Consider the following 25278-nt stretch of genomic DNA (forward strand, 5'->3'; position numbering starts at 1 on the left):
GTTCAAAAACCATTATAACTGAAATATTCAAAAAATAAATTTCGCAATAAAAAAGCTAAAATAAGAAAACCCTTATTTTAGCTTATGATTCCAATACATTAATTGCCGCCACAACATCCGCTTCACAAAAAGAACCCATCAAACATAACGATTCTTCCGGCTTGCACGCATGAGCCGCAAGGACTTTCTTCGCTTGCTCTTGATCCTTATGAATGCCTAAATCACTCAGTTTCACCGGGAAGCCAAGCTGCTGATAAAACGGAATCAGCTCTTCAATTTCCTGATTTCTCTTCTCAAGCGCAAGCTGAATCAGTATGCCGTACGCCACCTTTTGTCCGTGCAGTACATGATGGGTTTCCGGGATAAAACTCAGACCGTTGTGAACCGCATGGGCACCCGCCATCCTGCCGAAGCGTCCGGCATAACCGCCTACAGTTCCTGCCAAAGTAATAATGGTTTCTGCTACAGCTGTGAAAGAAGCCGAGGCTTCCCCTCTCTCAAGGCTTTCAACAGCCTTAAGGCTTTCCTGCAACAAAAGATCACGAATATAGACAGACTGCCTAAGCCCTGCTTCGACCATTAATGAAACAGGCTCCTTCGTATTTCTGATAATGGCTTCCGCTTCATACCACTTCGCAAGCGTGTCGCCAATTCCGCTTTTGACATATTCGATAGGAGAAGAAAGCAGCAATAACGGATCGACGAGTGTCAAATAGCTGGAACGTTTATGATAATCAACTCGGATAAAGTTGCCTTCTTGATCATAGATCACGCTCAGCGGCGTGCTTGCCGCGCAAGTTCCAGGGATTGTCGGAACAGTTATGACTTCGATATCCATATGATCTGCAACAGCTTTTGCCGTGTCTAACACTGTTCCGCCGCCAATCCCGATAATGAGATCAGCAGATGCCGCTTGTTCCGCAATCTCCCTTATTGCTTCAGGCGAGCTGTACCCTTTATGCTGAATCACTCTCCACTCTGGCGGAATCGCAGCATACTTTTGAAACGCCTCATACGACTTGATGCCCGTTACAACAACAGGATGCTTCCATTCCTTCACAAATGCCGGCAGCTCTTTTACAATTCCTTGTTTGCATATGTATTGATTCGGACCGCTTCGGACAATATCTTCTGGCTGCATCTCTCATCTCTCCTCCATTTTTTCATCAATCATCTCACTCTCCTTCAAATGGTGTCAATCCGCTTTCCCCGCAAACCACCCGCCAATGGCATAAACGCTGAAAAATGGTTCATCCCCTTTAATCCCGCCTAATAGAGCAGTTTCCCTTCTTGTGATGCGGGAACCGGATGAGTACTGACGCGCAAATGTCTCCTACCTGCTCTCTCTTTTAGCGCTTATATTTACATGATGCCGATTATCACAATCATCTCTTCTATCTTGATTCTGCAGGAAAAAATGACACGGATTGCTCTTCTGGAGGGGCGCTTACACTAGGACTCTACTTTTCAGAGCTGAAAGCGAAATGGAAAGAGGAACGGGTTTTAAAGATGCCGTATTGGCATCCTTTTTTAAACTCGTCCTACGTTTGCCACCTATAAATGAACGCGATCTAAAGAAGGAGGAATCGAAATGGATGAAATGGTTTTAATCACACAGCAGTGGCTGAACGAGACGTACAGGGGCAAACATGGGTATAACCCAGTAGAAGAAAGCGGGAAAACTGGGTGGGATACGATCTACGGTCTGACTCGGGCGCTTCAAATTGAACTAGGTATCTCAGAGCCAGCTGATAACTTCGGGCCGACAACACAGCGCTTATTTAAGCCTCTTAAACGCCAAGCTCCAGATTCAAAACCAAGCAACATGAATTTTATTTTACAGGGGGCTTTATGGTGCAAAGGCTTTAATCCCGGCGGTTTTACAGGCGTCTTTTACGAAAAAACAGAAAATGCGGTGAAGGAGTTTCAGAAAGCTGCAGGACTGACAACTCAGGACGGAATTGTCACCACCTTGATTATGAAAGCCTTATTGGACATGAGCGCTTTTAAACTAGTGTCTGGGGGCGATTCAAGAATCCGTCAGATACAACAAAACTTAAACCGGGACTACAATGACTATATCGGCCTAATGCCTTGTGACGGACTGTATGCCCGCGATACCAACAAGGCCCTTATTTATGCTTTGCAAAAAGAAGAAGGTATGAGCACAAGTGTCGCCAATGGATTTTTCGGAAACGGCACAACAAGCTTATGCCCTACTTTAACTCCCGGTGATTCAAGAACAGGCTTTATTTTAATTGTTCAGTACGCCCTTTATTGCAACGGAAAATCATTCGACCCTGGTGAGTTTGACGGCAAATATGGCGTCGGTGTTGTTTCAGCCGTTAAAGCATTTCAAGAGTTCATGTGCCTGCCGCAAACAGGTTATGCAGATATGCCGACCATTAAAGCTTTATTATCAAGCTCAGGAGACACAACACGCGCCGCTTCAGCTTGTGACACCGCTACTATTATTACTGCAGAAAAAGCCCAAACACTGCGGAATAACGGTTATAAAACAGTTGGCAGATATTTAACCGGAAATGTGCGGACAAGCAGCGGCCTCACATCAAAAGCCCTGACATCTCAAGAACTTGCAGTTATTTTTGATGCCGGATTAAACATCTTTCCGATTTATCAAGACGGCGGCTATCAATCTTCTTATTTTGTAAAAGACCAAGGCACAAGAGATGCGTACAGTGCTGCTTCAGCGGCTCGAAGATTAGGTTTCCCGTCAGGCACGACCATTTATTTTGCTGTCGATTTTGATGCCTACGATTATGAAGTAACAGATAAAATTATTCCTTATTTCCAGGAAATCAAGTCAGCTTTTGCGAAAATGCAGACGTTTTCTACTGCGCCTAAATACGAAATAGGCGTATACGGACCAAGAAATATTTGTATCCGAACCCAAGAAGCAGGACTCACAAAGTATAGTTTTGTGGCAAATATGTCAACTGGCTTCAGCGGCAATCTCGGCTATCCGATGCCAAATAACTGGGCCTTTGATCAATTTTATGAAGTAACAATCGGAAGCGGTTCTGGAAGCATCGGGATTGATAAAGACGGCTTTTCAGGAAAAGACTCTGGAGTAAGCCATGTAAATCCACCGTCTGATCCGGTATATGATGCAAGACTGCGTACACTGACAGACATTTTATCTACCATTCCAGCTTTAGAAAATCTATCAGGTCTCGCAAACGCGATGTTTGAATTTGATACGACAGAAACCATTTTCACATCACCAGAGTTGGATATTATTCTATCCACATCACTTCTGGCAACCATACCAAGTGAAGGCTCACCAAACACAATTACCATTACAAATGGTAAACCAGGTGCCTATATCACGGGTTTATTGGGCGATACCCAAACGTCTCTCACTGCGTCACAAATTGATTCTTATCAAAACCTTTTAAACAGTCTCAGCTTGTCAGTACGTAATGGTTATCTGGAGGTTTATGTAAATCCAACTGCTCAATCATTAAATATTCAATTTAAAATCTATACGCCTGATATTCCAGTAGGTGACAGTGCTACAACTGGACTTACGACTACGATTACGTTTAAAATAAAACAGAAGCACTTTAGATTACCAGATTCGGAAGAAGAAGTATACACACCAAATTGGGATACTATTGTAAACAACATGCTGCTGGTAGGTACAGGTATTATTGTAGTTGTAGGTATTGGTGCTTTAGTACTCTTAGCACCTGAGGCAGGAGCAGCGGCAGTACTGTTCGGTTCGTTATTAGCAGCTTTTAGATAGTTTTATAATCCATGAATACTCTATGAGTATTCATGGATTTATTTTCAAGGAGGATTCTACATGAAAGTTGATATGCAAACTTATAGGAAAACAGTCAAAAAAATTGAAACTGAATTGTTTCCTGTCAGAAATAATGATAATGAATTATTGACATATCTTATGAAACAAGATTCATTGACATTAAATCAAATGAAAATGTGCTTAACTGAACCTGAACTCACATTCAAGCATTCTATTAAAATCGTATTTTCAGTCACATTAATAACACTATATATATTTTTTTTCAGCACTCATTATAATGACTTAATAGCCATGTCTATACAAATGTTGTTTGCGTTAATCGGCTTGTTTTGGATTGTTGCATCTTTTGCAAATGCTAAAAGAATTCAAATCTCCCAAAACTTCAAACAAAAATCCGAAAACACCCGCATTGTCGGTATGATCGACTTCGTATTAGAACAAAAATACAAAAAAAGCATCTCTGAATAATCCTCGCCAGAGATGCTTTTTCTCTCTTATACCTTCTCCATCACAGCCGCACTGTCACGATTCATCGCCGCAGGCTCCCTCAGCATCACGTTCATCACGCTTGCAAGCACAAGCATTCCAATCGATAAATAAAAAGCCAGCGTATACTCACCTGTTACGGTATAAATGACGCCGGGCACATACGCTCCGAGGGCAGAGCCAATTTGATGGGCAAGTGACAGCCAGCCGATCATGAGGCCGATCGAGTAATTCTGAAAGTACTGGGTGGCAAGCATTTGCGTCGGCGCTACCGTTGCAAAGTCCACCAATCCAAACAGAACCGCAAAGCCTAAAAGCAAGTAGGGTTCGTGGCTGTAAATCAGAATTACAATCGACAGCGCGCGCACCGCATATAAAAAACAGAGGATTTTCCGGCTGCTCCACCGATCCGCTATGATTCCGGACAGTAAGATACCAGCGATATTAAAACCGGCCAGCAGACTGACAGCGGCGCTCGTAACAGTCGTAGAAAAACCGTGATCATGAGAAAAGGGAATCAAATGGGTATCCATCAGCCCGACGGTCGTAAAGCCGCAGATTAAAAATGGAAGGATCAACAGCCAAAACTGCTTCATACGAAACATCGCGGTTACTGAGCCTGCTTTGGTTTTTGATCCTGTTTCTAACTCCTCCTCAGCAGTCCCGCCGATCGGCTCTTCATTTTTTTCTGAAGGATGATTTCGCAGCAATAAAAGGGCTGCCGGAAGGACAATGACCATTAACAGCAACCCCAATGCCACAACCGTCAGCTTCCAGCTAAACCAATGGATCAGCATAAGCGAGCCGGGAACCAGCAGCATTTGCCCCGCTCCAAAGCCCGCTTCCATGATTCCAAAGGCAAGGCCGCGCTTTTTGCTGAACCAATTCACCACCAGCACACTTGTTGCTACATTCGACGCTCCGCCAACTCCGAGTGACACCCCCAACCCGTAAAGCAGAAAGAGCTGCCACGGTGAAGTGATAAAACATGTCGAGAAAATGCTGATCCCGGTCAGTAACGTGCTCCATGATAAAACTGCCCGTGCGCCCCATCTGTCCACAAGCCGCCCGATCACAGGCTGGGATATCCCGTAAACGATAAAGCTCAGCGTTGAAATCAGCGAGATAGTGCCCCTATCCAGCGAAAACTCCCGCTCCCAAGGCTCGACAAACGCACCAAACGACAGGCGCACACCTTGTACGGCCAATAAAATCAAAAAGGTGATAAAAACGATGATCCAAGCATAGTGGAGTCTTTTCATGACAGCTCTAAATCCCATCGTTCTTCTGTCAGATGCTGTCCCCATAATGGCGTTTCTTCTTTCACTTCACTCAGTCTGAATCCAAATTTCTCGTAAAGCGGACGGGCTTCAGCCATACTGCTCACTGTCCAAAGAAAAATCCGTTCAAACTTCCTCTCTCTGCTATATGTAACGAGATGCTCAAGCAGTTGTGTGCCCAGCCCTCTGCCTCGAAACGCGGCATCAACCAAGAACCATCTCAGCTGCACCGTCTTTTTATCTAGTTTGACCAATCCCACACAGCCTGCAAATTTTCCGCCGCTTTCCGCAATCCATATCTTCTCAATTTCCGCATCAAATGTCTCATGGAGATAAGCTAAAAATGTATCATCCCAGCCATGAGTCTCTGCATAAAATTGCCTTTGCTTTTCAATGAGAAGGTGAATATCATCCGAAAGATAATAATCTCTGATTGAAATGCCTGATGACCTGGATGAGAGCGACTGAGACAATATGGCTTCAATCTCCTCCATAGCCGTCGCAAGCTTGTGCTGCTCTTTGTCATCGATTTCCTTCAGCATCAGCTCAACCTGTTCATTCGCTTTCTTCTCAAGCTTTTTATAAATGGCTTCCCCCGTTTCCGTCACATATATATAATGATGGCGGGCATCAGCTTTGCTCTTCTCTTTATAAATCAAATCTTCTTTTTCAAACTGTTTCAGTATTCTGCTGACATATCCCCGGTCAAGCCCCAGCTTATCCTGAAGATCTTTCGCCGTACAATTTGGCGTATTGTAAATCTCAAACAAAATCCGTGTCTCCGTTAAGGAAAACGGGCTGTCATAAATGTGTTCGTTAAGGAAGCCAAGAACATTCGTGTAAAAACGATTGAACTTTCTGAATTTTAAGCCCGTTGCTGATTCATTGGTTTTCAAACTTCTCCCCACTTTCTTATATCGTTGATTAAAGCAATTATAATCACATATAGTTGCTATAGTCAACGATATGTCAAAAAAGCGGAGGAAAATTTCATTTTCCAGATGCCTTCCTCTTCCTCAACACCATCAATGTAATATACGATAAAATCAGCGAAAACAAGCTATAGACAACGGCCCATCCCAAAAAAGATTGATTAAAAACCGTAAACGTAAGCACGAGAGAAATGATCAAACTAACTAACGGCATCATATATACATTTTTACAAACATAAGTCCCGGCGACCGATAACACAATAATTGCTAACGGTAAAATGCCGAATGCGATATCTAATTTATCCACCTGCAACAGCCTCCCCCCAGATTTTTATGTTATTTGTAAAAAAACATAACTACCAAAAGGATAACATTTACTTTTTCACACAATTTAAAATTACCCGTTTACATTCACTCCAGACTATGATAATTTAAGAAAGCGCTATCACGATAAGTTAATAGCTTGGATGGAGATGAGGAGAGCCAGGAATTCCACCCCTTTTGACAAGGGGGTGTTTTCTGGCTCTTTTTGTTTTTCAGAAGGAGGGCACGCCACACATCCAACACAAACAGCAAAGGGGATGATTTGATGTTTCACTTATTTAAACCGGCTCCGCACATTGAGAGACTGGATGATTCAAAGACGGATGCAGCATATAAACGGCTCAGGCTGCAAGTATTCTTAGGTATTTTTATCGGCTACGCAGGCTATTACCTGCTGCGGAAAAACTTTGCTTTTGCCATTCCTTATCTGCAGGAACAAGGTTTTTCAAAAACCGAGCTTGGATTGGTGCTGGCCGCCGTATCCATTGCATACGGCTTTAGTAAATTTATTATGGGCATGGTGTCCGACCGCTGCAACCCGAGGTATTTTCTCGCGACAGGCTTATTTTTATCTGCAATTGTTAATATTCTTTTTGTTTCTATGCCCTGGGTAACTTCGAGCGTCACCATCATGTTTATTTTTATGTTTATCAATGGATGGTTCCAAGGAATGGGCTGGCCTCCATGCGGCAGAACGATGGCCCATTGGTTTTCTATTAGTGAACGCGGCACGAAGATGTCGATTTGGAATGTCGCTCACAACATTGGCGGCGGGATCCTGGCTCCGCTTGTCACTCTTGGAATTGCTATGTTTGTCACTTGGAAAAGCGTGTTTTTCTTCCCTGCCATTATTGCGATTCTGATTTCATTTTTAATTGTCCTTTTGGTGCGGGATACCCCTCAATCTTGCGGGCTTCCGCCAATTGAAGAGTACCGGAACGACTATCCAAAACACGCTTTCAAAGATCAAGAAAAAGAATTAACGACAAAAGAAATCCTTTTTCAATATGTACTTAATAATAAGTTTCTTTGGTACATCGCATTTGCAAATGTATTTGTTTACTTTGTGCGGTACGGCGTAGTGGACTGGGCGCCTACTTACTTAACAGAAGCCAAAGGGTTCTCTCCTGAAGACTCCCGGTGGTCGTATTTCCTTTACGAATACGCCGGCATACCGGGAACGATCCTGTGCGGCTGGATCAGCGATCGCTTCTTTAAGAGCCGCCGCGCACCGGCAGGCGTTCTGTTTATGGCAGGTGTTTTCATTGCCGTATTGGTGTACTGGCTGAATCCGGCCGGCCATCCGCTGGTAGACAACATCGCTCTGATCAGTATCGGCTTCTTAATCTATGGACCTGTGATGCTCATCGGTCTGCAAGCCATTGATCTTGCTCCGAAAAAAGCAGCCGGAACTGCAGCTGGTTTGACCGGGTTTTTCGGATACATCGGCGGGTCTGCTTTCGCAAACGCGATTATGGGATTTGTCGTTGACCGATTTGATTGGAACGGCGGCTTCATCATGCTGATCTCATCTTGTATACTGGCCATCGTGTTCTTGGCTTTGACATGGAATACGGGAAAACGGGCGGAGCATGTTTAAGAAAAGATTATAAAAGATTAATATTTTTCCAACATGCCATTTACATCCGTTTTCTAACATAAAAGCTGTTACTGCTTGTTCATAAGGAGGAAGAAAAGATGAGAAAAAATAGATTACTAGCTTTGGTTCTGCTATCTTTTGGTTTGCTGTCGTTTATGGTTACACCAGTTTCAGCAGCCTCAAAAGGAAACCTGCTGTCTCCTGACCGTATCCTGACAGTCGCGCACAGAGGGGCTTCCGGATATGTGCCTGAGCACACGATCCTATCTTACGAAACCGCTCAGAAAATGAAAGCCGATTATATTGAGTTGGATTTACAGATGACAAAAGACGGGCAACTCATTGTTATGCACGATGAAAAACTGGACCGCACCACAAACGGCACGGGCTGGGTGAAAGATCATACGCTCGCGGAGATTAAGAAACTTGATGCCGGCTCTTGGTTTAATGAAGCTTACCCGGCAAAAGCGAAGCCGCAGTACGCCGGCCTTAAAGTTCCTACATTAGAAGAGGTATTAAACCGTTTTGGCAAACATGCGAACTATTACATTGAAACAAAATCGCCTGACACCTATCCAGGCATGGAGGAAAAACTGATCGCTTCCTTACAGAAGCATAAACTGCTAAGCAAGCATTCCAAGCGCGGCCAAGTGATCATCCAATCGTTCAGCAAAGAAAGCCTGTTAAAAATTCATCAATTACAGCCTAACTTGCCGACTGTTCAATTGATGGAAGCAAAGCAAATAGCTTCAATGACAGATGCTGATTTGGAGGAAATCAAAACCTACGCTGTCGGCGCAGGTCCGGATTATAAAGCGTTGAATGCAGAAAATGTCCGCATGATCCGCAGCCACGGTCTGCTTTTGCATCCTTACACAGTCAATACAGAAGCAGATATGCGCCGCCTGCTGGACTGGGGAGTGACAGGAGTGTTCACCAACTATCCTGACCTTTTCCACAAAGTAAAAAAGGGTTATTGAAAGAAAAAACCTTGCGCCCACAGCGCAAGGTTTTTTCTTTTATTCTTTTCCCGCAGCAGCTTCTGACTGTGCGCTTACCAGCTGGCTATTAATCTCCTTCGCATCTTTCAAATACTCTGTCTTGAATCCGCTCTTCAGCGCCCACACATAGAAACCGAGCGATACAAAGGCAATCAAGGCCATATCCCAGCCATACGTAATGACGTTCAGACCGCCGAATTTGTCACTGCCCAAATAGGAAATCATCATCATGACAAGCAGGTAAAACACCATCCATATGCCACCTTTAAAGTTTTGGCCAAATCCTTTCCATTTCGCCTTGGCCTGGTAATAGAAATAAATCGGAAGTCCGATCAAAATAATAAACAGAACTTGCCCTGTTAACGGCCAGCGCGCCCAATACAGCACGAGCGACGCAAAGATAAATCCAAGCGGCGCAATCACGCTTAAGCCTTTTAATCGAAGAGGCCTGTACAAATCCTTCCCTGTCCGTCTCAATGTCATCACTGTAACCGGGCCGGTGATATAAGAAATTAACGTGGCTACAGAAATAATTTCCGCTAACACACCCCACCCCCTGAACAGGAACAAAAAGATAAACGAAACAATCAAGTTAAAAAACATCGCTTGGCGCGGAACGCCGTAAATCGGATGAAGCTTGCCAAACACGCTCGGCATGTATTTGTTCTTCTCCATTCCGTAAATCATGCGGGAAGTCGTCGCCGTATACGTAATACCTGTTCCGGAAGGTGACACAAAAGCATCCGCATATAATACGATGACAAGCCAGTTAATATTTAATGCAATCGCCAAATCAGCAAAAGGAGAATTAAAATTAAGATGGCTCCAGCCGTGAGCGATATCAGACGGATTCACCGCTCCGATGAAAGCAATCTGCAGCAGCACATAAATGACTGTCGCAACTAACAGAGAACCGACAACCGCAATCGGGATCGATTTCCCGGGATTTTTGGCTTCTCCCGCCATATTGATCGGGCTTTGAAATCCGTTAAACGCAAACACGATACCTGAAGTCGCAACCGCAGTCAGAACACTTGCCCAGCCATTCGGTGCAATGCTTTGGCCCGCTGTAAAGTTTTCTCCATGAAATCCGACAAAGAGCAAAGCGCCAATTGTCAGGCCTGGAATAATGATTTTAAAAATCGTAATTAATGAATTCGCTTTCGAAAACAAATTGACTGTCCAGTAGTTCAGCAGAAAATAAATCAGCAGCAAAACAGAAGCGAACACCAATCCTTCTCCTGTCAGCGTTCCGTTTTTCACCAAACCGCTTGTCCATTTCGCCCATTCCCATGGCCACGAACTCATATATTGAACAGAGGCTACAGCTTCAACAGGAATAACGGATACAATTGCAATCCAGTTGGCCCAGCCTGCAATAAATCCGATAAACGAACCGTGTGAATATTGCGTATATTTCACCATTCCTCCTGCCTCAGGGAACATAGAACCTAATTCACTGTAAGAAAGAGCAATAAATAAAATAACAATCATGCCGATAACCCATGAAATAATAGCAGCAGGCCCCGCAATTTGGGCAGCGCGCCACGCCCCAAATAACCAGCCTGATCCGATCATCGACCCGAGCCCGACCATCATAAGGGCAAACGTTCCCATTCTTCGATGTAACTGATTCATATCGTAAACACCTTTCATGTATGATGACATTCTGTTGCTAAGTTATATTATTATTCTGATTACTTTACTTTGTCAATATTTATCGAATGATAGCTAAAATAATAAAAAATCAATGTATCTCGCCTTCCAATATAGGAATTAAGTAACTAACTTTACCTAAAATAGAATTTTCTATAAAACAATTGATAAAATACACAGAGGTTTAGCCTTAAGCAGAACGGGAATGATACAGGAAACATTATTTTTAAAATAGAAAGGAGTTATTACCATGAAACAAAAGCTGTTACTTTCCGGTCTCGCTGTTTCAACTGTCGGCATCACTTCTTATCTATTAAAAGACCCGTCAAACCGCCAAAAGGCAAGAGAATTCATTCACAGCATGAAAATGAAGATAACAAAACAACCAGATATGGAAACGTTCCCAGTCGATAAAGCCGGTCACCCGCACCCGCATGACATTGAGGACAACAAAATGGTATCCGAAGGCTCCATGTATCCTGTTCAATACTACGATGAAAAAAAGAAGTAATCAAAAAGCTCTCTTCGAAAAGGAAGAGAGCTTTTATATTTAGCTTTTCCGTCTAATGCTGCTCATCACAAATCCGCTTTCAGGCAATGACGGCATTCTGGCAAGACTGTAATGCAGCGATTGTTCTGGCACGTCATATTCAACCTGATTCACGAGAAAATCCAGGCTCGCTTTCATCACTTCAATGGTAATCCCTTCCCCAGGACAGCGGTGGCCCTTCTCCGCATTGCCCCCGCCTTGAGGGATGAAATCAAACGGATTGTCCTCCCGCTCTTTAAATCGCTCAGGCCGGAACTCATCAGGCTTGTCCCACATACGGGGATCATGATTCGTTCCATACACATCAAGCAGCACTGATGCACCCTTTTTAAACTCACAATCATTCCATATAAAATCCTTTTTGACAACGGCTCCTAAAAACGGCCCAAAGGGATAAAATCTGCGCACCTCCTGCACAAACATTTCTCTTTCCTGACTGCCTCCAGAACGAAGCCATTCCTTATACTTCGGGTGTTCATGCAGCGCCAACGCTGAAAACGAAATAAAGTAAGCTATCGCTATAATCGGACGCAGCACATTAATGAGCTCGATGGCTGCCATGCGGGCATCAAGCCGGCTCCCATTCTCTTGCGTATAAAAAGCCATTTCATGCAGCGCTGAACCATTTTCAGTTTTCAGCCTGCCGCCGCGGACCTCTTCAATCATTTTTTCAATCCACTCTTCTGTTCGGGGTCTCGCTCTTCTTCCCTTCCAATGCCGCGGTCCCACAGCACCGAACGCGTCTACCATGTCGATAAAATCGTCCGCTCTCTCTTTCACTTCCGTTTCCTTCAGCGGAACACCCGCCCAATAGCAAGCCACCCGGCATAAGATTTCTTTTGCCTCATCAAACAACAAAACCTGATCCGCCATTTCCCATCTTGTAACAGCCGCTTCCCACTGCTCTGTCATCAGCTCAGCCAGCCGTTTTTGATGGGGCGGTGTCATTAATGACAGAAAAAGCAGCTTCCGATGAATATGAGCGTCGCCATCCATTGTCTGGATTGCATTGACGCCAAACAGCGATTTCTGCACTCGTTTCGGGAGAGCACCCTGCCGCTGAAACCGTTCGGTATCATAAAATACCTTCGCAGCCTCCGCGCCGCTCATACAAATAAATGTTTTTCCAAGCAAGCGTGCCTGAAACAAATCCGAATGGTAATGCTCTTTTCTATTCTTTATAAACAAATATCCTTCCCGCATCAAAGCCACACTGTTATCGAGGCTTTTGTCATGTGGAATCTGCTCATTCATCCCGCAACCCTGCCTTCCTTTTTTACTTCTGTTTTCACGTTATCTCACGAAGATAAACCCCATTACAGTATTTGTCTCCAAGCATTTTTTCATTACTTTTAAAGGTAGAAAAGCAGAAATGGAGAAAAGATAGATGATCAAAACAAAGGGGAGATCAAAGTGAAGAAATGGATATATGCTTTTCTTGTGCTCGTCATTGCCGTGACAGGAGGTTTGTCCGTTCATGCAAAAGCGCCCGCCAATGAAACAAAAAAACACCTGAATGTCAGCCGAATGGATGTGGATAAGGAGTTCAAGGATACTGACAGAACCTTCATCCTTCATGATTTAGAAAAGGATAAGACATTTGTCTACAACAAGGAACGGGCCAACAAAAGACAAACTCCGCAATCTACCTTTAAAGTGACCAATGCCTTAATCGGCTTGGTAAAAGCCGTCCGGGATGAATACGATGTCAAACGCTGGGATGGCGTCAAACGCGAATTCGAATCATGGAACCGCGACCATACACTTGGCTCAGCCATGCGGGAATCTGCCATATGGTATTACCAAGCATTAGCGAGGGACATCGGCGAGGAAAGAATGAAAACATGGCTTCATACCCTGTCATACGGAAACGAAGATATCAGCGGCGGAATCGACCAGTTTTGGCTGCAAAGCTCTCTGACAATTTCTCCGTTGGAACAAGAAGCCTTTATGGAGAAGCTTTACAAAGAGAAGCTCCCGTTTGACAAAACGGTCATGAAAACGGTCAAACGCATGATGATTCAAGAAGAAGGAGATCATTATACGCTTTACGGTAAAACCGGAACCCGCCTGACAGACATGGAATTAGGATGGTTTGTCGGATTCATCAAAACAGAGCACGGCTCCTATACGTTTGTCACAAATGTTGATGACTCCGGTACAACAGCCAAAAACATCACAATTGATATTCTAAAAAAATATGGCCTGATCACTTCATAAATGAATGAGCCCTGCAAACGTACAGGGCTCTTAAATGTCATGCTCAAAGCAATAATGATTCACAAGCTCTTCAATCAAATCATGACCCGGGTAATTTCCGTTAAACTCGAATTCAATTTCTTCAACAAATTCTCCATGATGATACACGTGGATCGCCCCATTTTGCCGGACGACACTAAACTCCGGCTGAACGTATATCCGCTTCGTTCAATCGCACCCAATTTCATTCCCGCCTTTCTCAAAGCAGTAATTCATACACCTCATTTAATTCCTTGGCCCGTTTTTGATCCTGTTCGTCTTGGGCATACTTAATTTCCTTTTCCAGCACCTGATTCAAATATGACATCTCATCGTCATCCAAATCCTTTACAAACTCCTCTTCATTGGCATAGCGCTTCGCCAGCATCTTCTTGCAAATCCGCAGACAGACTTCGTTTTCAAGATGATTTGAAAGTGACTCGCGCAAATAACCGAGTGTAACATCCATAGTATAAGCACCTTTCCTTTGCGTTCTATATCCTATAGGTTGCTGAAATGAGAAAAATCCATACGTAAAAAATGAAAAAAGAGACATCAGTCAATGTCTCTTTTTCCTGTATTATTCAGCTGCTTGATTTCTTTTTGTAAGATCCGCCTGCACGCGCTTCCCAATTCCAAAAGCATAATAACTGATGACCACAAGAGCTAAGAAAATAACCCCTACAATTAGAGATATCCGAGTATCATCATTAAACCACATGCCGACAAGAACCATCAGCAAGAAAGCAATCGTCAAATAATTTGTGAAAGGTGCAAACGGCATTTTGAACGGATGTTTATCTAACGCCGCGCCCTTCGCTTTTCTGAATCCGAGGTGGCTGATCAAAATGATAAACCAAGGAATCATCCCCGGCAGCACGCTTGCGCTGTATACATAAACGAAAATCTTCGGCGGCGCAACATAGTTCAGCACAACGCCGACAGCTAATCCGATCAGCACCGCGATTGTGCCATACAGCGGCACACCATTGCGAGAAATTTTCGCAAAGAATTTCGGTGCCTGTCCATTGACACCTAATGTATAAAGCATACGTCCCGCGCTGAATATCCCGCTGTTGCAGCCTGACATCGCCGCCGTGATAACGACAAAGTTAATAATGCCGGCCGCTGCTGTAATTCCAACTTTAGAAAACGTAGACACAAACGGGCTTCCAAGTGAATTCAGCTCATCCCAAGGATATACCGTCACGATCACAAAAATAGCACCGATATAGAAAATCAAAATACGCCAGATAATGCTTTGAATCGCGTTGCGCAGCGTGTTTTGCGGGTCCTTTGCTTCTCCGGCAGTAATCCCGATCAGCTCAACCCCTTGATAAGCCGCAATAACCAGAGACAATGCAAAGAAAAATCCTGAGAAACCGCCCGCAAAGAAGCCTCCGTGAGACCACAGATTAGACAAACCGATAGCATCTCCGCCGTTGCCAAAGCCAAAGAAGATAATCCCGATTCCGGCAATAATCATTAAGATAATCGTCACGATTTTAATCATCGCAAACCAAAACTCAAACTCGCCAAACGACTTAACAGAAATTAAGTTCGCCGCACCGAGAATTGCCATAGCTACGATACCAGGTATCCAAGCAGGCAAATCCGGGAACCAATATTTCATATAAGAACCGACTGCGATAATTTCTGACATGCCGACGATAATCCACTGGAACCAGTTGCTCCACGCCGTCATATAACCAGCAAGGGGATGAATGTATTTATGGCCGAATGTTGCAAAAGAACCGGTACTCGGCTCCACATACAGCATTTCACCCATTGCACGCATGATAAAAAAGATAAAAATTCCGCAAATCGCATAAGCCAGAAGGACAGAAGGGCCAGTCCATGAAATCGTGCTGGCAGAACCCATAAATAAACCAACACCGATCGTACCGCCCAAGGCAATCATCTGAATATGACGGGCGCTCAAACCCCTCTTCAATTCTTTATTTTCCACTCCGCTTCCTCCTCTTAAAAACGAATACATGTACAGCTCAACCGAAATAGGATCAAGGCCGACCAGCCTCCAAAACGTTCTTCATTTCTTATTAAGCTACAAATATCAGAAAATTCAATCATAAAATTGTTAGATAATCTCCAAAATTACTTATTTTATCATAATAAATTTCTCTGGAAAATACAATTGTTTTTTTCAGGTAAACACTTTCATTCAATGGGTTTGATCTATCACTTTAATTAAAATCTTTTATATGAATATAATGAAATCATGACAATATTGAAAACGATGCATGATACAGCTGCTTTCAAGAGATGGGCATAAAAAAATAAGCTGTTCACGATGAACAGCTTACCTAATAATTCACGCCGGTTTGACGTTTTAATGTTTCAAGCCACTCTGTATCACCTGTCCCATAGCCCTTGCTTTGCCCCAAATCTCTCAATGACCCATTCCTGTAGCCAATTGACAGAATGAAATCAGGGATAGCATCATACCCGATTTCCGCAATGTTACTGAGCTGTGAACCATAGTGAGATATAGCATAGGAAGCAGTTTGTTTTTGCATAGGATCATTCTCAAGTTTTTCTTTATATACCTCTAAAAGATCTCGTCCGTCAGGTGTGATGTATCGGCCATCGACAACTTCTAAATCCTTCAAATGGTAGCCTGTGACTTCGTACATCTCACGAACTGCTTGGTACTTTTGATACGCCGCTTCGGAATATTGTGCTGAATCGCTGGTCTGGCTTTTCAAGATATGTAAAAACAGCTCTTTGCTGTTGTCTCCAGATTGCAGCAATCGCTCAATTTGACCGATGAGCTCCTTGTCGTCTGTTCCGCTCACCTTTACCTTATAATCGATGGGTGTAATGGTAAACGTAAGTTCTGTACCCGCCGGGATTTGAATATGGTTCCGATTCAGGAGCACTTGAAGCTGTTGGTTAACTTGGCTTCGCTGGAACACCTTTGCATTCTCGGACTCCACTTCCCCATTAAACGTAAGATTGCGAAACGCTGCATCCTGGAGGTTATAGTTTTGCGCCTTTCCTTTGAATAGCCATTCTGTTTCATTATCGTAAGCAGCCTGTCTTTCTGCAGCTGACAGATCACTTCTGAAATAAGGAGACTTCGAATTTTGATACTTATCCTTTATATAACCTAAAGGATCGGACTTCGTTTTGTTTATCGCATTCATCCGGCTGTACTTTTCATCTAGAATTTTGATTCGAATATCGCTCTCAGATTCATAAGGATTATTGGATCGAATCACAGTTTCTTCCCCTGTGTCTGTCACTGTTCGGTCATTTGCTGATTGAAACACTTTGCTGAAAGTCCCGTTGTTCCCCGCTACACTGGTTTTTGAGTAATTGAGCCGATCGATTCCCTTCTCAGAGGACCGTGTCTCAAGCCGGCTGTATGCCTTTTCCAGCACCTCTGCAGATGTACTCCTGCCTTTATCAGCCGAAACCTTTTTTGTGATATTCTGTGCCATGAGCTGGGTGCGGATATATTGACGATCCAGACGCATTCGATTCCCTCCTGAATAATTCTCTCTTCTCTATTTATCGGCAAATTCTTTGTATATATTAACCTCTTAAAACATTTATTTACACTTGAAACTTTATTATGTATGATGGAAAAAAAAGGAGGTTTTCTCATGGCTAAAAAATGGATCATTCAATTCGCTATCATGCTGTCAGTTCTATTTACTTGTACTTATTCTGCTTCCGCAGCCGGAATCACTGCCATTGCAGGGAACAATTCATTTGATACAGCAGCCCCAATCGGATATTGGAAATATAAGAATATAGACACAACGATACTGGAAGCCGGACAAGATGAAGCCTATTTCACATTTACAGCCAATAAGGGAGAAAAAGTATACGTAAGAAGTACATACCAGAGTGCGTACACAGGGATGAAAATCGAAATTTACGATAAGAACAGAGTACCTGTTTCGCAAGGCACAGAAGTCATTAATCCTAATACATTTTCTTCTTTTATTTATGCAAATGCCGACGCCCAAAACACCACTGATACATTCTATGTGAAAGTGTCCCGCGGCACCTATACTGGAAACATGTATTTCACACTTTCAATTGAAGACCGGATCAAATCCGGCAGCGGAACGTTCCAATTCAGCGGCGTGGCTGAAAATAAAGGAAATACAAGCCTTAGCCCCTCAGGTTCTGACTCCAGCGTCATCAAGCTTGACTTAACAAACCAATCAGGAATTCCTCGTGATGCCACTGTAACAAGAGTCCAAACAACCGCTACTCAAACACCAAGCCAGGGAAATACACGACATATCATCATGACGAGTGAAAACAGCGAATGGCGCCGTGCTCTTGTGAATAGCTCAACTTCGGGATCTTATGATATATCCTTAACAGACCAACTCAGTGCGGCAAAGGTATGGAGTTTTAAATACAATACATTAGCGACTGCGAAATCAACGATGAGTAATGTAAAGGCAAAAATAGATTATCAATACGATGTCACAAAGCAGTTTTAATGTCATACTGAGCTGGCTCAGATTCCATGATCCGGCTCTTTTTTATGCTAAGCTTCCATAGAATAGACTTAGCCCAAGATGCAATTGTTTTGATAAACTATAATCAGTACAACCAAGGGAAGTGCAGCGCGAATGGCATTAAAACAGTTAAAAAAGCTATTATTTGACCGCCCACTGAAGAATGGCGTCATACTGAACAACCAATACAAAATCGAAGAATGCCTCGGCATGGGCGGCTACGGCTTGGTTTATGTGTGCACCGATATCCATACGCAAACACCGTACGTCTTAAAACAGCTCCGTCCGACAAAAGCCAAAAAACAAAAGGAAAGAGTCCGATTTCAGCAGGAAATTGGTCTGCTCAAAAGCATCAGCCACCCGCAAATCCCGGCCTTCATAGAAGACTTCATCATAGACGGACAAGCCTACTATGTCATGCAGCTGGTCGAGGGCGATAATATAGAGGAATTGTTATTTTTTCAAAAACAGCCGTTTACAGAGCTGATGGCATTACAGCTGATGTCTCAGCTGCTGGACATTGTAGAATACCTGCATGAACGTCTCATTTTTCACACTGACATCAGAACGCCAAACATTATGATGAATCACGGTAACGTATGTCTCATCGATTTCGGCCTTGCCAAACAGTTATCTCATGAAGAAGATGAGGAATTAAAGCTCAGAAAACAGGATGACTTCTTCGATCTCGGAGAAACCCTATTGTTCCTGCTGTACTCTCAATATAAAGGGAAAAAGAAGAAAAACGCCACTTGGCTGGAGGAATTAACGCTGACAAAAGAAGTAACCCTGCTGCTGAAAAAATTATTGGGCATTGATGAAGAGTATCAGCACACGGCTTCCATTCGCGAAGACCTGAAGCGTGCGATTCAATCAGTGACATAAAAAAACCCTTGTCCCAATGCGGAACAAGAACTTTTTTTGCGATTAACTGCTGCTGTAGCTCCGGCGTTTGTAGCGGTGGCTGCCGCCATAACGATCATAATGTCTTCTTCTGCCAGAGCTGCTGCTGTAGCTCCGGTAATGGCGGCGCCGGCTGCTGCTGTAATGCCGGTGTCTGCGATGGCGATCACTCGAGCTGCTTGAGAGGTACTTGATCGTTTTGATGATTTTTTTAAACATATGCTGTTCACCCCTTTTCTGCTTCCTATTATATATAATTGTTCGGAAGAAAGAAAAACATAGCCGGATCACTTTTTTGAAAACAAAAACGCAGTCCCATTTTCATTTGTCTGCAGCTCATAGCTAATATGAAGCAACCGGCATATATCCTCAATAATCTTCAACCCAAGCCCGTTACTATCTTGATCTCTATCAAATCCAATGCCATCATCGCGAATCGAAACAGCTCCTTTTTCTATCGTGACTTCCAGCTTTTCAGCTTTCGAATGCTTTAGCGTATTTTGAAAAATGTTATCGAATAACCTTTGGATCCATAAACTGTTGCTCATCCATATCAAACTTTGACCTGACGGCTTAAATTGCAATTCAATGCCATTGATACTGTATAAATAATCCCACTTTTTCACTGTGGTTTCTAATAGATCAGAAATATTGACTTCGTCATTTACAATATAAGAACTCTCTAACGTTTCGGCTGAGTAATGATTGAATTCATTCGTTAATTCCGCAATATATTCAATTTGCTGGTACAAAGATTCAAATGCGGTTTGATCCTGGCACTGGCTCTCCAAATAAAATAACTGCAGCCTGAGAGCTGTTAAAGGTGTATTGATATCATGCCTTAGTTTTTGCAGCAGCTCCTTTTTTATTTCCTCTCGCTGTCTTAGTTCCAGTTCCCGGTACGTTGTCCGTTCAATTAACAAGTTGACCGACTTGATCAATTCGCCAATTTCATCAGCGCGTTTCACTTCTATTTTATCGGGCACCTTTTGATCACTCGCCAGATGCCGAATGGTTTGATTCAATAGATTGATTTTACGCAGCAGAGAATGGATCGATTTTGAAAATAAAAAAGCTAACAATAAAAGTGATAATAAAAATACGGCCAGCATTGCCGGATACGCAAAAGACCTGTGAAAGGGCATGCCATGATTGATCGGTTTAAACATGCTGTCATAAATCACCGACATCAAAATGCTAACCGCCAGCAACAGTACCGGGACACTAATGACGGCCGTACATAATAACAGCTGATATTTTGTCTTTAGCTTCATTTCTTCACAACGGTATTCAGCCGATACCCTTCTCCATAGATATTTTCAATGATCTCACCCGCTACATCATTAATTTTCGCTCTGATTTTTTTAATGTGCACATTCACGATATTCGGATTTCTGTCTTCAAGCTGCCATAGATAATCAAAGAAATGTTCCTTTGTTAAAATATTGTTTCTGTTTTCATACAGATAAAAGAATATTTTCCGCTCAATCGCGGTAAACAGCACTTCATGGTGCAAACTCCCATTGAATACCTTTTTGGTGTCTGCATCAATATACAAATGTTTGATTTGCGTAAAGGTGCCATAATGATGCTCAAGCATATTTTTCATTCTCAGCAGCAGCTCTCTCGGATCAAAAGGCTTTACCATGTAATCCTCGCCAATTTTCAACCCTTGAAGCTTGCTGTCCATGTCATTGCGGGCGGACAGAAAAATAATAGGAAGGTTTAACCCTAAATCTTTTATTTTCTTAGACATTTGATACCCGTCCTCACCCGGCAGCATCACATCCATAATGACCAAATCAGCCTTCTGAATGACCGAAAGCACATCCGCTCCATCTGTTTTCCACATCACATGATATCCCTCACGCTGCAAAATCTTCTGCAGCAGATCACCAATCATGACATCGTCTTCCACGATTAAAATATGATAACCCTTCATCTTAGCGAACCTTTCTAATAAACTCCATGGAAAGTTTATATATTTGATCGGGCTGATATAAATAAATACTGTGTGTTCCCCTTAGTTCCTTTATATCGGCTGTATTAAATTGAGCCGCAAACGCTTCATAATCTTTTCGGTTTTGTATGGCATACTTTGAATTTCTATTTTGGTCAGAGACCGCATCTAAAATGAGGACGGGAGTTTCTTTTGGCGCCGGCAAATTTACAGATTTGCTGCCATTTTGGTCAGACTGTAACAGCTCATGCTCCATATCAGCATTGAAAAATTGCTTAAAATTAATGGCTTTATAGATTTCTTTTTCTTCATCAGTTAAAAATGACTGACGAATCACCTCAGGATTGTATACTGCGGAAGGCATAAATCGATGAAAACCAATCGAGGTTAACAGATGAAACCCTCTCACTTTCAGTCTGTCAATCTCGCTCATTTTATACGTGACATACTGCTGAGGCAATCCAATATCCATCGCAACAATCGCCTTAATTTCCTCAGGATATTTCTGCGCCCAATAAATCGCTTCAATCCCGGATATGGAATGAGGCATTAAAATATAAGGAGGCTTATTCCCGCTTTGCAGAAGCGCTTTTCTCGTCTGTTCTAATATTGTATCAATATCTCTGTCATCATCATACACGTCGCTGTAGCCATAGCCCGCACGATCCACTACAGCAATCTTGTTTTCTTTTGAAAACTTGCTGTACAACCCCTTCATCTCATAAGCAGGCGCAGCAATCCCCGAACCAGACATAAACACAAACGTATCCTTCCCGCTTCCCTCTTGATACACATTCATCTTTTTACCGTCAACATCGACTAATGTGCCTTTTTCTTTAAGGAGTGCTGCTTCCTTATTTAGCTGGTAATGGTGGTAGATAAAGACCGAGACGGCTGCAAGCAAAATCAAAGCACCTATGCTGCCAAAAAAGATTTTTACGACTTTCCATAACGTTTTCATATGATGCTCCTTTCACGTGATACTGAAAGGATACGATATGAAAATAAATAACTGATTAACTTTGGAACAGTTTTATTTTCATATTTGACTTTGCCCTTACGGAAAGGTGTACATTTGGAGCATAGCAGAACATTTGATGAATATACCCACTAATAAAAAAATATTTCATGATTAAAAAAACCTTCCTGCTTATAGGAAGGACCGTTTGCCATACATACTGACAAGAATGTCAAATCATTCTGTGATTGATTCAACCAGGGCAAATGAATTGGCCATTCTTTTATTATTTGTTCAGCTTTCATCCTTTCAATCCTCCTTATCTTTAAGCTGAAAAGCAATCAGCTTTCCTAATGCCTCTTCAGCCGCAAACGGAGCAACCATTCCTGAAGGATGTTCATGCTCATGTTTTAGGCATTCATACATCTTCGGTTCAATGTAAGAAGGATCGATCCATGCAATACACCAGGATGCCCAAAAACGAGATTGTCCTTCACTTTCTTGAGCGATTTTGATGACAAAGGGCAGACTGGCCTTCCCGATTCTCATAAGTGAAATGGCCGCAGCCATCCTTGTATCTTCGGCATGACTTTTTAATAAACATGACAGTTCCTCCGCTGCTTCACCCGCACCTTCCCCAAACTCGCCTAAAACGGCCGCCGCAATATTACGCAAAGAACCTTCCTCTTTTAAGGCCTCAACCAAAACAGGTATTGCATCTTGTCCTGATTTCTTTAGCTCCCCTATCGCTTGAACAATTGTGATCTCATTTGTATTCGCTAAATTCTGAACAGACAACGACAATTCATCACCATTTGATTTCATAAAAGAGCCCCTCTCTCGTTTGATAACAGATACTCAGCATATTTTCCACAAAGATATATCAGTAAGCGCCTTAACTTCCAATTAACTTATAAATACCACAAACACTGTAAATACTCCTGTGAGGAGCTAATAAAACGACTAACAAACTGACCATTTTGACATCATATATACTACTGTTAACTTGTTTGTCAGTTAGTATCATTAATACTACTATAAGAATCTCGGCTGCCCTTTGAGTGAGATGATGCAAGTGTTTACTCCCCAAGTGGCAACTTCCTTGACATTTACGCGGATGTTGAGGTTTACATGCTCTTGTGTTTCCAGTTTTCGAGCAAGGCAATCGTGCCGTACTTCACCTCGCCGTCGGCAAAGCCTTAAGAAATCTCTTTCAGTTTCAGTGCGCCTTCGACACATACAGAACGATGTTGGCCCTTGGAAGGCTTATGGACTGTTTTGAACAGCTTATAAAAAAACACCCGCTTGATAACAAGCGGATGTTAGATCTTTCGAAATGAACCCATTGAATTTTAAGCGGTAAAACAAAGCAGTATATTATTGATTGATATCTTTTAGCGCTTGTTTCGGTTGCGAATTGAAAATCATCAATGATGCAATAATTGCAATCATAACCCCTAATGCACCAATCCAGGTAATCGAGGCCAATGATACGTTTTCTACAAAAACCCCTCCTATCCCTGCGCCGACTGCCATGGCGAATTGCATCATTGACTGATTCATGCTAAGCAAAACACCTGACATTCCCGGTTCTATTGTAGCCAGGTGAAATTGCTGTGTCGGACCGGTAGACCATGCGGCAAACGACCATAATATCAGAATCACCAACACTCCGATATGGGAATGGGTGACAAGTGACAACAGAATCAGTGTGACGATATGCAATGTCATCCCGCCAACGAGTGTAAAGGGCACTCCCCATTTATCGGTGCTATATCCCCCAAACTTTGATCCAACCAAACTGGCAATTCCAAATATAAGCAAAACACCGCTAAGCAGCTTGCCGCTTATTCCTGAAATGTTCAAGAGATACGGTGACAGATAGGTATAAGCAACAGAATATCCCCCAAGCCAGAAGAAAGTGATTGATAAGCCCATCGCCACTTTCCGTTTTTTGAAAAGAGCAAGCTGTTGAAGCAAAGGTACAGGTTTATCCCCTTCAGTATGCGGAAGAGTAAAAAATATAACGGCCATTGCGATCAATCCCAACAAAGCAATTGCACCAAATACAGACTTCCAGCCTAATGCTACTGCTATCATTCTTCCAAGCGGAACACCAATGATTAAAGAAGCGGTAAATCCCATAACGACCGTAGCGATGGCACTGCCCTGCTTCCCTTCCGGCGCAATCTTAGCGGCAATCGTTAATGCGGTGACAACAACCACACCCGCTCCCATCGCCATAATGATCCGTGCTGCAATAAACCAACCATAACCAGGCAGAACAAAGGCCAAGATATTGCCGAACACAAACAAACCGAGAGCATAAATCATCAATCTGCGTCTATCCATACTTGCTGTCAACGCCATGAGTACGGGTGTTAAAAGAGCATATACAAGTGAAAAGATCGTAATGAGCTGGCCCGCGGCGGCCAAGGTGATCCCGAGTGTATGCGCAATGTGATCCAAAATACCGGAAATGATGTACTCTGAAGTTCCGACTAAAAAGCTGACAATGGCTAACATATAAATTTTCCAGGTGTTAGACATAAACATTCACTCCTTAATTTTTATTAAAACAACATATCACGAATTATCGATATGTTAATTTAAAAAATAAACACATCGTAATATGTCGATATGTATGGCGTAAAAATAAACATCTTTTGATGTTTATTTTTATATCTCTGTTTTAAGAAAGTCCGCAAGTTTCCCAATGGCTTCTTCATCTCTTTTGTAATAAGTGTACTTTCCGATTCGTTGAGCCTTAATCAGGCCGGCTCTTAAAAGGATGGTGAGATATTGGGAAGCCGTTGATTGCGTCATTTTCAATTTGTCTGTTATTTGACTGACACATACCCCGATTGTGTTCATATCAATCCCTTCATGGGGTGAAAAATGACGATCAGGTTCCTTCAGCCATTGCAAAATTTGCAGCCTTGATTCATTTGATAAGGCTTTGAATACTTCAATTGGTTCCATATCGTTTATTATATCGTTATATTCCGATATGTCAATTCGTTTTTTCGTTTTTGATGACTGACTTCTTTTTAGACATTAAAAATCTGAAGACTTATTTCAGTTCAGTTGGAGGT

At 42.7% G+C, this 25278-nt stretch carries 24 protein-coding genes and 3 pseudogenes; 8 read left to right on the forward strand and 19 right to left on the reverse strand.

Annotated elements, in window-relative coordinates:
* Positions 1 to 82: 82 nt before the first annotated feature.
* On the reverse strand, positions 83 to 1141 hold the full coding sequence (locus DIC78_RS08905) for an iron-containing alcohol dehydrogenase family protein (protein WP_127696102.1): 1059 nt from the start codon (positions 1139 to 1141) through the stop codon (positions 83 to 85).
* Between the two features lie 450 nt (positions 1142 to 1591).
* Here DIC78_RS08905 and DIC78_RS08910 point away from each other — a divergent pair, with 450 nt between their 5' ends.
* Positions 1592 to 3769, forward strand: coding sequence for a glycoside hydrolase domain-containing protein (locus DIC78_RS08910; RefSeq protein ID WP_127696104.1), 2178 nt, complete (start codon positions 1592 to 1594; stop codon positions 3767 to 3769).
* 60 nt (positions 3770 to 3829) lie between these two features.
* Entirely contained in the window at positions 3830 to 4258 is a 429-nt protein-coding gene (locus DIC78_RS08915) for a hypothetical protein (protein ID WP_127696106.1), read from the forward strand.
* Between the two features lie 26 nt (positions 4259 to 4284).
* Here DIC78_RS08915 and DIC78_RS08920 read toward each other — a convergent pair whose 3' ends face one another.
* From DIC78_RS08920 to DIC78_RS08930, 3 genes are all read right to left on the reverse strand, one after another.
* A complete protein-coding gene (locus tag DIC78_RS08920; RefSeq protein WP_095714523.1) occupies positions 4285 to 5538 on the reverse strand; it encodes an MFS transporter in 1254 nt (417 codons plus the stop codon).
* On the reverse strand, positions 5535 to 6452 hold the full coding sequence (locus tag DIC78_RS08925; RefSeq protein ID WP_127696108.1) for a bifunctional helix-turn-helix transcriptional regulator/GNAT family N-acetyltransferase: 918 nt from the start codon (positions 6450 to 6452) through the stop codon (positions 5535 to 5537). The genes DIC78_RS08920 and DIC78_RS08925 overlap by 4 nt, the downstream gene beginning before the upstream one ends.
* Positions 6453 to 6546: 94 nt before the next feature.
* The gene (locus DIC78_RS08930) at positions 6547 to 6795 is read right to left on the reverse strand and encodes a YbeF family protein (protein ID WP_024120055.1); all 249 of its coding nucleotides are present in this window, start codon (positions 6793 to 6795) and stop codon (positions 6547 to 6549) included.
* A 282-nt stretch (positions 6796 to 7077) separates the two neighbouring features.
* On the opposite strand from DIC78_RS08930, the gene glpT reads away from it, so the two are divergent.
* Both glpT and DIC78_RS08945 read left to right on the forward strand, forming a co-directional pair.
* Entirely contained in the window at positions 7078 to 8412 is a 1335-nt protein-coding gene (gene glpT, locus DIC78_RS08940; protein ID WP_024120054.1) for a glycerol-3-phosphate transporter, read from the forward strand.
* Positions 8413 to 8510: 98 nt separating this feature from the next.
* Positions 8511 to 9392, forward strand: a complete 882-nt coding sequence (locus tag DIC78_RS08945) for a glycerophosphodiester phosphodiesterase (protein ID WP_095714522.1) — start codon at positions 8511 to 8513, stop codon at positions 9390 to 9392.
* 39 nt (positions 9393 to 9431) lie between these two features.
* Here the strand turns inward: DIC78_RS08945 and DIC78_RS08950 are convergent, their stop codons facing one another.
* Positions 9432 to 11051 carry a glutamate/serine transporter AimA gene (locus DIC78_RS08950; RefSeq protein WP_024120052.1) on the reverse strand — a complete coding sequence of 540 codons (1620 nt, stop codon included), beginning with the start codon at positions 11049 to 11051 and terminating at the stop codon, positions 9432 to 9434.
* 268 nt (positions 11052 to 11319) lie between these two features.
* Between DIC78_RS08950 and DIC78_RS08955 the strand changes: the two genes are divergently transcribed.
* The gene (locus DIC78_RS08955) at positions 11320 to 11580 is read left to right on the forward strand and encodes a hypothetical protein (RefSeq protein WP_024120051.1); all 261 of its coding nucleotides are present in this window, start codon (positions 11320 to 11322) and stop codon (positions 11578 to 11580) included.
* A gap of 39 nt (positions 11581 to 11619) precedes the next feature.
* Here the strand turns inward: DIC78_RS08955 and DIC78_RS08960 are convergent, their stop codons facing one another.
* A complete protein-coding gene (locus DIC78_RS08960; protein WP_127696110.1) occupies positions 11620 to 12873 on the reverse strand; it encodes a CYP152 family fatty-acid peroxygenase CypC in 1254 nt (417 codons plus the stop codon).
* Between the two features lie 159 nt (positions 12874 to 13032).
* Here DIC78_RS08960 and blaOXA point away from each other — a divergent pair, with 159 nt between their 5' ends.
* Entirely contained in the window at positions 13033 to 13839 is an 807-nt protein-coding gene (gene blaOXA / locus DIC78_RS08965; protein WP_127696112.1) for a class D beta-lactamase, read from the forward strand.
* A 30-nt stretch (positions 13840 to 13869) separates the two neighbouring features.
* Here the strand turns inward: blaOXA and DIC78_RS08970 are convergent.
* The 4 genes and pseudogenes from DIC78_RS08970 to DIC78_RS08985 form a co-directional block, all read right to left on the reverse strand.
* Positions 13870 to 14060 (reverse strand): annotated as a pseudogene (locus DIC78_RS08970) (DUF5370 family protein).
* A 17-nt stretch (positions 14061 to 14077) separates the two neighbouring features.
* On the reverse strand, positions 14078 to 14326 hold the full coding sequence (locus tag DIC78_RS08975; protein WP_010332841.1) for a sigma-G-dependent sporulation-specific acid-soluble spore protein CsgA: 249 nt from the start codon (positions 14324 to 14326) through the stop codon (positions 14078 to 14080).
* Between the two features lie 111 nt (positions 14327 to 14437).
* Complete coding sequence (locus DIC78_RS08980; protein ID WP_024120047.1) at positions 14438 to 15826, reverse strand: amino acid permease; 1389 nt, start codon at positions 15824 to 15826, stop codon at positions 14438 to 14440.
* A gap of 355 nt (positions 15827 to 16181) precedes the next feature.
* On the reverse strand, positions 16182 to 17357 hold the full coding sequence (locus DIC78_RS08985) for a DUF4885 domain-containing protein (RefSeq protein WP_127696114.1): 1176 nt from the start codon (positions 17355 to 17357) through the stop codon (positions 16182 to 16184).
* 129 nt (positions 17358 to 17486) lie between these two features.
* On the opposite strand from DIC78_RS08985, the gene DIC78_RS08990 reads away from it, so the two are divergent.
* Positions 17487 to 18344, forward strand: coding sequence for a hypothetical protein (locus DIC78_RS08990; protein ID WP_127696116.1), 858 nt, complete (start codon positions 17487 to 17489; stop codon positions 18342 to 18344).
* A gap of 132 nt (positions 18345 to 18476) precedes the next feature.
* Positions 18477 to 19247, forward strand: a complete 771-nt coding sequence (locus DIC78_RS08995; RefSeq protein WP_106021154.1) for a serine/threonine-protein kinase — start codon at positions 18477 to 18479, stop codon at positions 19245 to 19247.
* Here DIC78_RS08995 and DIC78_RS09000 read toward each other — a convergent pair.
* The 9 genes and pseudogenes from DIC78_RS09000 to DIC78_RS09040 form a co-directional block, all read right to left on the reverse strand.
* Positions 19232 to 19495 carry a hypothetical protein gene (locus DIC78_RS09000; protein WP_038954136.1) on the reverse strand — a complete coding sequence of 88 codons (264 nt, stop codon included), beginning with the start codon at positions 19493 to 19495 and terminating at the stop codon, positions 19232 to 19234. The two genes, DIC78_RS08995 and DIC78_RS09000, sit on opposite strands and share 16 nt — an antisense overlap.
* 57 nt (positions 19496 to 19552) lie before the next feature.
* A complete protein-coding gene (ybdK, locus tag DIC78_RS09005) occupies positions 19553 to 20539 on the reverse strand; it encodes a two-component system sensor histidine kinase YbdK (RefSeq protein ID WP_167492249.1) in 987 nt (328 codons plus the stop codon).
* Positions 20536 to 21207 (reverse strand): two-component system response regulator YbdJ, encoded by a 672-nt coding sequence (gene ybdJ / locus DIC78_RS09010; RefSeq protein WP_101864815.1) that lies wholly within the window; start codon positions 21205 to 21207, stop codon positions 20536 to 20538. Before ybdJ ends, ybdK begins: the two co-directional genes overlap by 4 nt.
* Before the next feature lies 1 nt (position 21208).
* Positions 21209 to 22186: an alpha/beta fold hydrolase gene (locus DIC78_RS09015; RefSeq protein ID WP_127696118.1), complete on the reverse strand. Its 978-nt coding sequence runs from the start codon at positions 22184 to 22186 to the stop codon at positions 21209 to 21211.
* 218 nt (positions 22187 to 22404) lie between these two features.
* A pseudogene (locus DIC78_RS09020) lies at positions 22405 to 22488 on the reverse strand (TlpA family protein disulfide reductase); the annotation flags it as partial.
* 4 nt (positions 22489 to 22492) lie between these two features.
* Positions 22493 to 23008: a HEAT repeat domain-containing protein gene (locus DIC78_RS09025; RefSeq protein WP_101860228.1), complete on the reverse strand. Its 516-nt coding sequence runs from the start codon at positions 23006 to 23008 to the stop codon at positions 22493 to 22495.
* Between the two features lie 228 nt (positions 23009 to 23236).
* Positions 23237 to 23442: pseudogene (locus DIC78_RS09030) on the reverse strand (glutamine--fructose-6-phosphate transaminase (isomerizing)); the annotation flags it as partial.
* 118 nt (positions 23443 to 23560) lie between these two features.
* A complete protein-coding gene (locus DIC78_RS09035) occupies positions 23561 to 24733 on the reverse strand; it encodes an MFS transporter (protein ID WP_127696120.1) in 1173 nt (390 codons plus the stop codon).
* Positions 24734 to 24862: 129 nt separating this feature from the next.
* Positions 24863 to 25165 carry an ArsR/SmtB family transcription factor gene (locus DIC78_RS09040; RefSeq protein WP_024120036.1) on the reverse strand — a complete coding sequence of 101 codons (303 nt, stop codon included), beginning with the start codon at positions 25163 to 25165 and terminating at the stop codon, positions 24863 to 24865.
* Between the last annotated feature and the right edge of the window lie 113 nt (positions 25166 to 25278).

Source organism: Bacillus halotolerans, assembly GCF_004006435.1.
GTDB classification, from domain to species: Bacteria; Bacillota; Bacilli; order Bacillales; family Bacillaceae; genus Bacillus; species Bacillus halotolerans.